Source organism: Streptomyces hyderabadensis (assembly GCF_020404845.1).
GTDB lineage: Bacteria > Actinomycetota > Actinomycetes > Streptomycetales > Streptomycetaceae > Streptomyces > Streptomyces hyderabadensis.
The window spans coordinates 1-13,745 of the sequence record NZ_JAIOJZ010000101.1 but is presented as its reverse complement, the minus strand read 5'-3'; the positions used below and the strand labels follow the sequence as shown (position 1 = coordinate 13,745).

Annotated in this window: 2 protein-coding genes; both read right to left on the bottom strand. The window is 75.9% G+C overall.

Annotated elements, in window-relative coordinates:
* Positions 1-5,937, bottom strand: a 5,937-nt coding sequence (locus K7854_RS37945; protein ID WP_308112608.1) for a type I polyketide synthase, incomplete at its 3' end; no start/stop codon positions are given.
* Between the two features lie 7 nt (positions 5,938-5,944).
* Positions 5,945-13,745 (bottom strand): SDR family NAD(P)-dependent oxidoreductase (locus tag K7854_RS36405; RefSeq protein ID WP_443732440.1); only part of this gene is annotated, 7,801 nt, incomplete at its 5' end.

Genomic DNA, 13,745 nt, shown 5'->3' with positions numbered 1-13,745 from the left:
AGCATCCGACAAGCGCTCCAGCACCAGGACACCCACGCCCTCGGCGAAGCCGACACCGTCCGCACCGGCCGCGAAGGACTTGCACCGGCCGTCCGCCGACAGGCCCCGCTGCCTGCTGAAGTACAGGAACATGCCCGGTGTGGACATCACCGTGACGCCGCCGGCGAGGGCGAGGTCGCACTCGCCCGAGCGCAGCGCCTGCATCGCCCAGTGCATGGCCACCAGCGACGACGAGCACGCCGTGTCCACCGACACGGAGGGGCCTTCGAGACCGAGCGTGTAGGACAGCCGGCCGGAGACGAGGCTGCCGCCGCTGGTGGTGGAGGCCTCGGCGCCCAGTCCGTAGTCGTGGTACATGACCCCGGCGAACACACCGGTGCGGCTGCCGCGCAGCGAGGTCGGGTCGGTTCCGGTCCGTTCCACCGCCTCCCAGGCCGTCTCCAGCAGCAGGCGCTGCTGCGGGTCCATGACGCGGGCCTCGTTGGGGCTGATGCCGAAGAAGGCGGGGTCGAAGTCACCGGGGGCGTCGAGGAAGGCACCCTTGCGGGTGTAGCTCTTGCCGGTGACGCCCGGCTCGGGGTCGTAGAGGTCCGTGAGGTCCCAGCCGCGGTCGGCGGGGAAGTCGGCGGTCACGTCCGCCTCGTCGGCCACGAGGCGCCACAGGTCCTCCGGGGTGCTGACACCGCCGGGGAACCGGCAGGCCATGCTGACGATCGCGATCGGATCGTCGTCGACGGCAACGGCGGCGGCGGTGGCGGTGGCTTGGGGTGTCGTGGCGGACGGCGCCCGGCCGACGGCGTCCTCGGTCAGCTCCGCGAGGTAGGTGGCGGCGGTGCGGGCGTTGGGGTAGTCGAAGACGAGGGTGGCCGGCAGGCGGAGGCCGGTGACCGCGTTGAGCTGGTTGCGGAACTCCACGGCGGTCAGCGAGTCGAAGCCCAGCTCCGAGAAGGCCCGGTCCGGGGCCACCCGGTCCCCCGACTCGTGGCCGAGGACGGCCGCGGCGTGGGAGCGCACCAGGTCGAGCAGGGCGTCCAGGCGTCCGTCGGCGTCGAGTCCGGCGAGCCGGTCGCGCAGCGCGCCGGGGACGCCCTGCTGGGTGGCGGTCCCGCTGCGGCGCGGCCGCCGGGTGGGGGCCAGGCTGCGGAAGAGCGGCGGGAGTTCGCCGGAGCGGGCGCGCAGGGCGGTGGTGTCCACCCGCATGGGCACGACCAGGGGCCGGTCCACGGTGCGGGCGCTGTCGAACATCGCCAGTCCCTCGGCACCGGAGAAGCCGATCAGGCCCTGGCGCCGGATGCGCTGGAGGTCGCCCTCGGTGAGCCACTGGCTCAGTCCGGTGCGCACGTCCCACAGGCCCCAGGCCAGCGCCTGGGCGGGCAGGCCGAGGGATCGGCGGTGCTGGGCGAGTCCGTCCAGGAAGACGTTGGCAGCCGCGTAGTTGCCCTGGCCGGCGGCGAGCACCAGCCCGCCGGTCGAGGAGTACATGACGAACATGGCGAGGTCGCGGTCGGCGGTCAGCTCGTGCAGGTGCCAGGCGCCGTCGGCCTTGGGCGACAGGACGTGGTCGAACCGCTCGGGGGTGAGGGACCCGACCAGGCCGTTGTCCGAGGCGCCGGCGGTGTGGACGACACCGGTCAGCGGGTGCTCGGCGGGTATCGCGTCCAGGACGGCGGCCAGGGCGTCGCGGTCGGCGATGTCGCAGGCGGCCAGGGTGACCCGGGCTCCGTGCTCGGCGAGTTCGTCGCGCAGTTCGCGGGCGCCGGGGGCGTCGGCTCCGCTGCGGCTCACCAGCAGCAGGTGTCGTACGCCGTGCCGGTCGACCAGGTGCCGGGCGAGCAGGGCGCCGAGGCCGCCGGTGCCGCCGGTGATCAGGACGGTGCCCTCGGGGTCCGGCGCAGCCGCGGTGCCGGTCTCGGTCAGCCGGACGAAGCGGGGGATGTGGGCCCGGCCGCCCCGCAGGGCGAGTTCGGGTTCCCCGGCTTCGACCGCGGCGGCGAGTACGTCGGTGTCGAGGGGGCCGGGAGTGTCCGCGTCGACCAGCAGGAAGCGTCCGGGGTTCTCCGCCTGGGCGGCCCTGACCAGTCCCCACAGGGCGGCGGCGCGCGGATCGACCCGGTCGTCGTCGTGGACGGCGACCGCCTGCCGGGTGGTGAGGACGAGCCTGGCCGTCTCGGGGTGTGGCTGGGCGAGCCAGTCCCGCAGGGCTTCGGTGGTGCGGTGCAGGTCGGCCCGGAGCCCGTCCAGTACGCCGTGCCCGTCGCCGGCGCAGGCGAACTGTTCCAGCTCCGGCGCGCTGCCCGCGCGAGTGGTCCCCGGCAGGTCCGCTTCCTGCCAGGCGACGCCGAACAGCGCGTCGCCGGCACCGCCGCGGGCCTGTTCGAGCTGGTCGGACGAGACGGGGCGGCCGACCAGGGAGCCGATGGTCATCACCGGGTGGCCGGTCTCGTCGGCCACGGCGACGGTGACACCGTGGCCGAGCCGGGTGATGCGGGCGCGCAGCCGGGTGGCACCGGCGGTGTGCAGGGCCACCCGGTTCCAGACGAACGGCAGGACGGTGCTGCCGCTGTCGGGGCCGTCGTCCTCGATGAGGGCCGCGTGCATGGCGGCGTCGAGGAGGGCGGGGTGCAGGCCGAAGCGCTCGGCCTCGCCGGTCTCGGACGGCGGCAGCGCGATCTCCGCGTACACCTCTTCGCCGATGCGCCAGCCTGCCTTGAGCCCCTGGAACACCGGCCCGTAGTCGTAGCCGCGGTCCTGGAGGCGGGCGTAGGCGCCGGAGACGTCGATCGCCTCGGCGCCGGGCGGCGGCCATTGCGTCAGGTCGGCGGCGGGCGGCTCGGCGGTACGTTCCAGGGTGCCTTCGGCATGCTGGGTCCAGGGCCCGTCCTGTCCCTCGGGCCGCGAGTAGACGGCCACGGGGCGCAGCGCCGCCTCCGGTTCTCCGCGTACGACGACCTGGAGCTGGAGTCCGCCCTGTTCGGGCAGGACGAGCGGGGCCTGCAGGGTCAGCTCGTCCAGCAGGGTGCAGCCCACCTCTTCGCCGGCCCGCAGGGCCAGTTCCACGAAGGCGGTGCCGGGCAGCAGCAGGGTGCCCTGGGCGCCGTGGTCGGCGAGCCAGGACGAGGTGCCGACGGCCAGCCGGCAGGTGAACACGGCTCCGTCGCCGTCGGCGAGGGGGATGGCCGCGCCCAGCAGCGGGTGGGCGACCTCGGCCTGTCCGAGGGCGGTGGCGTCGACCTCGGCGACCTGGCTGTCGATCCAGAAGTCGCGGTGCTGGAAGGGGTAGGTGGGCAGGTCGACGGTGCGGGCGCCGGTGCCGGCGTAGAAGGTCTGCCAGTCGACGGGTGCGCCGCCGGTGTGGGCCTCGGCGAGCGCGGCGGCCAGGCGCCGGGCGCCGCCGTCCTCGCGCTGCAGGGTGCCGGCCAGCGCGGCGGTGGCGCCGGTGGCCTCCAGGGTCTCGGTCATGCCGGGGCGCAGCACGGGGTGCGGACTGCACTCGACGAACAGGTCGAAGCCGTCGGCGAGCAGTGCGCGGTGGGCGGCCTCGAACTCGACCGGCGCCCGCAGGTTGCGGTACCAGTAGCCCGCGTCGAGTTCCGAGGTGTCGATGCGGCCGCCGGTCAGCGTCGAGTAGAACGGCACGTGCGTGCTGCGCGCGGTGATCCCGGCGAGCAGTTCGGCGAGTTCCTCCTCCAGTTCCTCGACGTGGGCGGAGTGCGCGGCGAAGTCCACGCCGGGCACGGCCCAGCGCATCACGCCCTGCCGGGCGAGGTCGAGTTCCAGCTCGCGCAGGGCGTCGGGGTCCCCGGAGACGACGACGGAGCGGGGGCCGTTGACCGCGGCGACCGACACCCGGCCGTCGTAGGCGGCGAGGCGTTCGCGGACCCACTCGCCGGACTGGACGATCGACAGCATGCCGCCGCGCCCGGTCAGGGCGCGCAGGGCACGGCTGCGCAGCGCGACGACGCGGGCGCCGTCGGCCAGGGTGAGGGCCCCGGCGACGCAGGCGGCGGCGACCTCGCCCTGGGAGTGGCCGACGACCGCGGCCGGGGTGACGCCGTGGGACTCCCACAGCGCGGCCAGCGACACCATGGTGGCCCACAGCGCGGGCTGCAGGACGTCGACCTCGTCGAGGCTGGGCGCGCCGTCGGCGCCGGTGACGACGTCCCGCACGTCCCAGGGCACGAACGCGGCGAGGGCTTGGGCGCACTCGGCCATCCGGTCCGCGAAGGCGGGGCTCAGCCGCATCAGTTCGCCGGCCATGGCGGGCCACTGCGATCCCTGGCCGGGGAAGACGAGGACGGGCCTGCCCGAGCCGGCGACACCGCGCACCGTGCGGGCGACGGGCCGGTCGTCGGCGAAGGCGCGCAGGTCGGCGATGGCGGTGTCCCGGTCGGCCGCCACGAACGCGGCCCGCCGGGCGAACTGCGCGCGGGTGGCGACGAGGGAGTGCCCGACGTCGGTGAGGCGGACCGCGGGGTCCTCGGCGAGACGGTCGGCGAGCCTGCGGGCCTGGTCGCGCAGCGCCTGGTCGGAGGTGGCGGACAGGCACAGCGGGACGTGTGCGAGGGGGGTGCCGGGGGTGGGTTCCGCGGCGGGTTCCGGCGCCTCTTCGACGAGGACGTGGGCGTTGGTGCCGCCGGCGCCGAAGGAGGACACGCCGGCCCGTCGCGGTCCGTCGCCCGGGGTCCACTCGGCGGCCTCGGTGAGGAGCCGGACGTCGCCCTGCTCCCAGTCGACCTGCGGCGTCGGCTCGTCGACGTGCAGGGTCGGCGGGAGCTGCCGGTTGCGCAGCGACATCACCATCTTGATCACTCCGCCGACCCCGGCGGCGGACTGGGTGTGTCCCATGTTGGACTTGAGCGAGCCCAGCCAGAGCGGCCGGCCGGGGGCGCGGTCCTTGCCGTAGACGGCGAGCAGGGCCTGGGCCTCGATCGGGTCGCCGAGCCGGGTGCCGGTGCCGTGCGCCTCGACGACGTCGACCTCGGACGGGGCGACCTGCGCGTTGGCCAGGGCCTGCCGGATGACCCGCTGCTGGGAGGGGCCGTTGGGCACGGTCAGGCCGTTGGAGGCGCCGTCCTGGTTGACGGCGGAGCCCTTGACGACCGCGAGCACCGGGTGGCCGTTGCGGACCGCGTCGGACAGCCGCTCCAGCAGCAGTACGCCCGCGCCCTCTCCCCAGCCGCTGCCGTCGGCGGCGGCGGCGAAGGACTTGCTGCGGCCGTCGCGGGCGAGGACGCCCTGCCGGGACATCTCGACGAACGTCTCGGCGGTGGCCATGACGGCGACGCCGCCCGCGAGGGCGAGTTCGCACTCCCCGGACCGCAGGGAGTGGGCGGCCAGGTGCAGGGCGACCAGGGAGGAGGAGCAGGCGGTGTCGACGGTGACGCAGGGGCCCTCGAAGCCGAGGGTGTAGGAGACCCGGCCGGAGGCGATGGCGCCGGCCGCGCCGTTGTACACGTAGTCGTGGTACATCATGCCGGTGAAGACGCCGGTCGAGCCGCCCCTGCGGGTGGCCGGGTCGATGCCCGCGCGTTCGAAGGCCTCCCAGGAGATCTCCAGCATGAGGCGCTGCTGGGGGTCCATGGTCAGCGCCTCGTTGGGGCTGATGCCGAAGAAGTCCGGGTCGAAGGCGGCGGCGTCGTACAGGAAGCCGCCCTCGCGGGTGTAGGTCGTCTCCGGGCGGACCCCCTCGGGGTCGTACAGCCGCTCGGTGTCCCAGCCGCGGTTGTCGGGGAAGCCGGCGATGGCGTCGCGGCCTTCGGCGACCAGCTGCCACAGTTCCTCGGGGGTGGTGACGCCGCCGGGGAACCGGCAGGCCATGCCGATGATCGCGACGGGTTCGCGGGAGGCCGCCTGGAGCCGGCGGTTCTGCGTGCGCAGCTGGTCGGCTTCCTTCAGCGAGGCGCGCAGCGCCGTTACGAGCTTGGAGTCGTCAGCCATGGGGGTGTCAGCCTTCCAGCGTTTCTTCGTCCGTACGGCCGGAGCCGTCCAGGGCCAGTGAGATCAGGGCGTCGGCGTCCAGCTCGTCGATGGACCGTTCGACGGGCTCCTCGTCGGACGCGGGGGTCCGGGGCGCGGCGCCGGTGAGTTCGAGCAGCGCGTCGAGCAGCCCGGCCGCGCGCAGGGAGGCGATGGGTATGTCCCGCAGCAGGCCGCGGATCCGGCCTTCGTCGGAGGTGTCCGCACCACTGGCACCACCCGGGCCGTCGGGGCCGTCCGGGCCTTCCGGCGCGAGTTCGCCCGCCAGGAGCGACACCAGGGCGCGGGCGTTGGGGTGGTCGAAGACCAGGGTGGCGGGCAGCCGCAGTCCGGTGAGGGTGCCGAGCCGGTTGCGGAACTCCACGGCGCTGAGGGAGTCGAAGCCGAGGTCCTTGAAGGCGCGGTCGGCTTCGATGCCGGCCGCGCTGCCGTGCCCGAGTACGGCGGCCGTCTGGCCCAGGACGAGTTGCAGCAGGAGGCTGTCGCGGTCGGGGGCGGACAGGCCGGCGAGTTGCCTGCGCAGTTCACCGGCGGCCTGCCCGTCGTCGTCGGCCGCCCGCGGCGGGCGGGTGCGGACCAGGCCCCGGAACAGCTCCGGCACCTCCTGCCCGGCCAGGGCGCGCACGTCCAGGCGGATGGGCACCAGCGTGGCGGCGGACGCCGCGCATGCCCGGTCGAACAGCTCCAGGCCCTCGTCGGCCGTCATGCCGAGGATGCCGAAGCGGCGCAGCCGGTGCAGGTCGGCCTGGGCCAGCCGTCCCGCCATGCCGTCGGCCTCGGTCCACATGCCCCAGGCCAGCGACTGGGCGGGCAGGCCGGCCGCACGCCGTCGCACCGCGAGCGCGTCGAGGTAGGCGTTGGCGGCGGCGTAGTTGCCCTGGCCCGGGTTGCCGAGGACACCGGCGGCGGCCGAGAAGAGGACGAACGCGGTGAGGTCCCGGTCGCGGGTCAGCTCGTGCAGGTTGCGGGCGGCCAGCGCCTTGGGGGCGAGGACCCGGTCGACGCGCTCGGGGGTGAGTGATCCGGTCAGGCCGTCGTCCAGGACGCCCGCCGCGTGCACGACACCGGTCAGGTCGACGCCGTCCAGCAGCCGCGCCAGGTCGTCCCGGTCGGCGACGTCGCACGCGGTGAGGGTGGCGTCGGCGCCGAGCCGGCGCAGTTCGGCCAGGAGTTCGGCGGCGCCGGGCGCGGCCGGGCCGCTGCGGCTCACCAGCAGCAGGTGCCGTACGCCGTGCCGGGCGACGAGGTGGCGGGCCACCAGTCGGCCCAGCGCACCGGTGGCGCCGGTGACGAGGACCGTGCCGGTGCCGCCGAACTCCGAGGCGGGCCGGGCCCCGTCGGTTTCGGCGGGCAGCGGGGCGAGCCGTGCCGCCTGCACCGCTCCGGCCCGGACCAGGAGCTGGGGCTCGCCGCAGCTCACGAGGGTCTCGGCCGGCAGGGTGCCGTCGGTGTCGGCGACGACGACCCGGTCGGGGTTCTCGGTCTGGGCGGAGCGGACCAGGCCCCACACGGCCGCGCCGGACAGGTCGGTGACGTCCTCGCCGGGCAGGCCCACGGCTCCGGTGGTGAGGACCAGCAGACGGCTGGCGGCGAACCGTCCGTCGCCGAGGAACTCCTGCAGTGTCGCCAGCATCCGGTGCACGGCCGCGGCCGGGTCGTCGTCGGGCCGGTGCCGTACGACGACGACGTCGGGCGCGGGCCCGTCGCCGAGGTCCTCCCAGTCGCCGTGGCGTACCGGGTCGCCGTCCGCGGCGACGGGAGCCCAGTCGAGGCGGAACAGGCCGTCGTGGGGGGTGCGGGCCGCGGCGAGGGCGTCTGCCGCCACCTCCCGGGAGACCAGCGAGCCGACGGTCGCCACCGGCTGTCCGGTGCCGTCGAAGAGGTGCAGCGCGGCCGCGTCCGGGCCCAGCGGTTCGACCCGTACGCGGATCCGGGACGCCTCGGTGGCGTGCAGGGCGACGTCGGACCAGGCGAAGGGCAGGGCGGCCCGGTCGCCCGCGGCGCCGGTGAGCACGACGGTGTGCAGGGCGGCGTCCAGCAGGGCCGGGTGCAGGTGGTAGCCGGCGGCGGGGGTGCCGGCGGGCAGCGCCACCTCCGCGTACAGGGTGTCGCCCGACCGCCAGGCCGCTTCCAGGCCCTGGAAGGCGGGGCCGTAGTCGAGTCCGGCCGCTGCCAGTTCCCGGTAGAAGCCGTCCAGGGCCACCGGGGTGGCGCCCGGGGGCGGCCAGGCGGCCGCCTCGGGGGCCGGCCGGTCCCGGCCGGTGGCCAGGACGCCTTCGGCGTGCGTGGTCCAGGGCTGGGTCTCGCCGGTTCTGGAGTGCACCGAGACCCCGCGGCGACCGGTGCCGTCGGGTCCGGCGACCACGACCTGCAACTGCACCTGCGTGGAGCCGGTGAACACCAGCGGTGCGCTGAGGGTCAGTTCCTCGATCCGGGTGCAGTCGGTGCGGCCGGCCGCGTGCAGGACGAGTTCCACGAAGGCGGTGCCGGGCAGCAGCACGGTGCCGAGGACGACGTGGTCGCCGAGCCACGGGTGGGTGCCGGGCGCGATGCGGCCGGTGAGGACCAGCCGGTCGTCGTGGGCGAGCGGCAGTTCGGCGCCGAGCAGCGGGTGCTCGGCGGGCGCGAGGCCCAGCGCGGCGGTGTCGGCGGGCTCCTGCTCGGTCAGCCAGAACCGCTCCCGCTGGAAGGCGTAGGTCGGCAGGTCGACGCGCTGCGCCCCGGTTCCGGCGTAGAACGCGGACCAGTCGGGTTCGGCGCCCGCGGCGTGCAGGCCGGCCAGGGCGCCGAGGACGTGGCCGGCCTCGGGGCGGTCCTTGCGGAGCGAGGCGACCAGGGTGGCGTCCGGGTCGTCGTACTCCTGTCCGGCCAGCCCGGTGAGCACTCCGTCCGGGCCGATCTCGAGGCAGCGGACGACCCCGGCCTCGGCGAGGCGGGCGAGGCCGTCCGCGAAGCGGACCGGCCGTCGTACCTGGCTCACCCAGTAGTCGGGGGTGTCGAGTTCGGTGGCGAGCCGTCCGGTGACGTCGGAGACGACCGGGATCGCCGGCTCGTGGTAGGTGAGGTCGGCGATCTCGGCGCGGAAGGCGGCCAGCATCGGCTCCATCAGCGCCGAGTGGAAGGCGTGGGAGACCCGCAGCCGGCTCGTGCGGCGGTCGGCGAAGGCCGCGGCGACGCGCTCGGCGGCCTCGGCGTCGCCGGAGACGACGACGGAGCGGGCTCCGTTGACGGCGGCGATGCCCACCCGGTCGTCGAGCAGGGGCAGCACCTCGTCCTCGGCGGCCTCGATCGCGATCATCGCGCCGCCCTCGGGCAGGTCCTGCATCAGCCGGCCGCGGGCGGCGACCAGCCGTACCGCGTCCGGCAGCGACCAGACGCCCGCCACGTGTGCGGCGGCCACCTCGCCGATGGAGTGGCCGAGCAGGTAGTCCGGGACGACGCCCCAGGACTGCCACAGCCGGTACAGGCTCACCTCGAAGGCGAACAGGGCGGCCTGGGCGTACGCGGTCTGCCGCAGCGGCTCGGGGTCCTCGCCCCACACGACCTCGCGCAGCGGCCGGTCCAGCAGCCCGTCGAACGCGGCGGTCACCTCGTCGAAGGCGGCCGCGAACACCGGGAAGGCCGCGTGCAGTTCCCGGCCCATGCCGGGGCGCTGGGCGCCCTGTCCGGTGAACAGGAACGCGGTGCGCCCGCCGGTACGGGCGCGCACGGGCGGTGTGCTGCCGTCGGCGATCGCGCGCAGCCCGGCCAGCAGTCCGTCGGTGTCCGCCGCGGTGAAGGCGGCCCGGTAGTCGAGGGCGGCACGCGTGGTGGCCAGGGAGTGGGCGACGTCGAGGGGCCTGGGTGCGGAGCCGTCGGCGAGCCGTTCGGCCAGCCGGGACGCCTGGGCCTTGAGCGCCTTGGGGCTGCGGCCGGAGACGGTCACCGGCACGGTGGGCAGGCGGTGGTCCGCGCCGTCGGCGGAGGTGCCGGCGGCGGGCGGCACGGGCAGGAGGTCGGCGGGCGCCTCCTCCAGGATCACGTGGGCGTTGGTGCCGCTGAGTCCGAACGACGACACCGCCGCCCGGCGCGGCCGGCCCTCGCCGCTCCACTCCCGTTCCTCGGTGAGCAGCCGGACCCCGCCGGCCGACCAGTCGACGTTGGGGGTGGGCTCCTCGGCGTGCAGGGTGCGCGGCAGTACGCCGTGGCGCAGCGCCATCACCATCTTCATCACGCCGCTCGCGCCCGAGGCGGCCTGGGCGTGCCCGATGTTCGACTTGACCGAGCCCAGCCACAGGGGCCGCTCCGGCGGGCGGTGCCGCCCGTAGGTGGCGATCAGGGCCTGGGCCTCGATCGGGTCGCCCAGCGTGGTGCCGGTGCCGTGCGCCTCGACGGCGTCCACGTCGTCGGGGGTGAGTCCGGCGGCGGCCAGCGCCTGGCGGATGACCCGTTCCTGGGACGGCCCGTTGGGGGCGGTGAGGCCGTTGGAGGCGCCGTCCTGGTTGACGGCCGAGCCGCGGACGACGGCCAGCACCCGGTGTCCGTTGCGGCGGGCGTCCGAGAGGCGTTCCAGCAGCAGCAGCCCGACGCCCTCGGCGAAGCCGGTGCCGTCGGCGTCGGCGGAGAAGGACCGGCAGCGGCCGTCGGGCGACAGTCCCCGCTGGTCGCCGAAGTACAGGTACATGCCCGGCGTGGCCATCACCGCGACGCCGCCGGCCAGGGCGAGCCCGCAGTCCCCGGACCGCAGGGACTGGGCGGCGGTGTGCAGGGCGACCAGGGACGAGGAGCACGCCGTCTCGATCGTCATGGCGGGGCCCTCGAGGCCGAGCGTGTAGGAGACCCGGCCGGAGGCGATGGCGCCGGTGCTGTTGTTCGCGGGGTAGTCGTGGAAGGACATGCCGGTGAACACGCCGGTGTCGCTGCCGCGCAGGGTGTGCGGGTCGATGCCCGCGCGTTCCAGCGTCTCCCAGGCGGTCTCCAGGAGCAGCCGCTGCTGGGGGTCCATGCCGGCGGCTTCCTTGGGCGCGATGCCGAAGAAGGCGGGGTCGAACTCGCCCGCGTCGTAGAGGAATCCGCCCGCCCGCGTGTACACGGTGCCGGGGCGGCCGGGCTCGGGGTCGTACAGGCCCTCCAGGTCCCAGCCGCGGTCGGTCGGGAAGCCGGCGAGGGTTTCCCGGCCCTCGGCGACGACCTGCCACAGGTCTTCGGGCGAGCGGATGCCGCCGGGGTAGCGGCAGGCCATGCCGATGACGGCGATCGGCTCGTCGGCGGCCCGGTCACGGGCGACGACGGCGGTCTCGGGCCGGGTGTCGCCGAGCAGACCGGCGACGTGGCGGACGATGGCCCGGGCGGTGGGGTGGTCGAAGACGAGGGTGGCGGGCAGCGGGATGCCCGTGGCCTCCTTGAGGCGGTTGCGGAACTCCACGCCCATCAGTGAGTCGAAGCCCAGTTCGCGGAAGGGCCGGTCGGCTTCGACCGGGTCCGCGGAAGACTGGCCGAGCACGGTGGCGGCGTGCGTCAGGACCAGCTCCGTCAGCAGTCGTTCGCGTTCCACCTTCGGCAGTGCGGCCAGCCGGTCGCCCAGCGCCCGGGTGCCGGACCCGGCTTCGGCGGTCCGGCGGCCCCGGGTCCGGGGGGCGAGGCCGCGCAGCAGCGCCGGGACCTCGCCGCTGCGTTCGCGCAGCGCCCTGAGGTCCACCCGGAGCGGCACCAGCAGCGGCTCGGACCGGCCGAGGGCGGCGCTGAACAGGTCGAGTCCGTCCTGCTCGGGCAGCGGCGGCAGCCCTTGCCGGCGCATGCGGTGCAGGTCGGCGGCGCCCAGCCAGCGGCTGAGGCCGGTCTCGGTCTCCCACAGTCCGAAGGCGAGCGTGGTGGCGGGCAGCCCCTGGGAGCGGCGCAGGTGGGCCAGGCCGTCGACGAAGACGTTGGCGCAGGCGTAGGCGCCCTGCCCGGCGGCGAGCACCATGCCCGCCGCGGAGGAGAACATCACGAAGGCCGCGAGATCGAGGTCCCGGGTGAGTTCGTGCAGGTGCCAGGCGCCGTCCGCCTTGGTCGCGAGGACGGTGGCGAGGCGCTCGGCGGTCAGGTCCTGCACGAGGCCGTTGTCGGCGGTGCCGGCGGCGTGCACGACGGCGGTCAGGGGGTGGTCGGCGGGGACGGCCGCGAGCAGTGCGGCGAGCGCCTCCCGGTCGGCGACGTCGCACGCGGCGATGTCCGCCTCGGCTCCCAGTGCGGCCAGTTCGGCCCGGAGCGCCTCGGCGCCGGGGGCGTCCGGCCCGCTGCGCGAGACGAGCAGCAGCCTGCGGACACCGTGCCGTTCGGCGAGACGCCGCGCCACCCGCGCGCCGAGACCTCCGGTACCGCCGGTGACCAGGACGGTCCCGTCACCCGGCGCGATCTCGGTGCCGTGCCCGTCCGTGGCCGGGTTGGGGCCGGGGTCGGCCGGGACCCGGGTCAGGCGGGGGACGAGCAGCGTGCCGTCGCGCAGGGCCAGTTCCGGTTCGGCGGTGGCCAGTGCGGCGGACAGGGCGGTCTCGTCGTCGGTGTCCGTGTCGAGCAGCGTGAACCGGCCGGGGTTCTCCGCCTCGGCGGCCCGGACCAGGCCCCACAGCGCCGCCGCGGCCGGGTCGGCGTGCTCGCCGTCGGCGACGGCGAACGCGCCGCCGGTCAGCACGGACAGCCGGGATCCGGACCGGCGCGGGTCGGCCAGCCATGCCTGTACGGCCGCGAGCGCGCGGGCCGGCAGGGCCCGGGCGCGGGCCGGGGTGTCCTCCTCGGCCGTGTGCGGCCGCAGGACGACGGTGTCGCCGTCGGCCGGTACCTCGGTGCGGCCGTCCCAGAAGGTCAGCGGGGCCGGCTCGGCGGCGGGCACCGCCGTCCACTCCACCCGGAACAGCGACCGGCGCCACACCTCGGCGTCGGCGGCCGCCGCGCTCACCGGCCGGGAAACCATCGCGGCGACGGAGAGCACCGGTTGGTCGGCGGCGTCGACGGCCGTCAGCTCCAGGGTGCCGTCGGCCGGGCGGCGGAGCCGGACCCGCAGCAGGGCCGGGCCCGCGGCGTGCAGCTGCACGCCGTTCCAGGCGAACGGCATGGACGGGGCGTCGTCCTCGCCGTCGCCCGCGACGAACAGCGCGTGCGTGGCGGCGTCGAGCAGCGCGGGGTGGATGCCGAAGCCCGCGGCGTCCACGCCGTCGGGCAGGGCGACCTCGGCGAAGACCTCGTCCCCGTGCCGCCAGGCGGCCCGCAGTCCCCGGTAGGCGGGGCCGTAGTGGACGACGGCGTCCGCGCCGTCCGGGTAGGCGCCGGTGACGTCGAGTTCGGTCGCCTCCGGCGGCGGCCAGGCACCGAGCCCCTCGGGCGGCCCGGACCGCGCGGCCGTCAGCAGGCCCTCGGCGTGCAGCGTCCACTCCTCGTCGGCCGAGGTGTCCCTGGCGTGGATGCGCACCGGGCGGGCACCGCTGCCGTCCGGGTCGCCCACCATCACCTGGACCTGGACCTCGCCGCGCGGGGGCAGCGCCAGCGGGGTGTGCAGCGTGAGTTCGTCCAGGACCGGGCAGCCGACCTGGTCTCCGGCCCGTACGGCGAGTTCGACGAAGGCGGTGCCGGGCAGCAGCACCGTGCCGCCGAGCGCGTGGTCGGCGAGCCACGGCTGCACGGCCGGGGACAGCCGCCCGGTCAGCACCAGCCCGCCGGTGCCGGCGATGGTCACGGCCGCGCCGAGCAGGGCGTGCGCCGTCGGTTCCAGGCCCGCCCCCGCCCCCCCCGGGGCGCCCCCGGCCCCCCCGCCC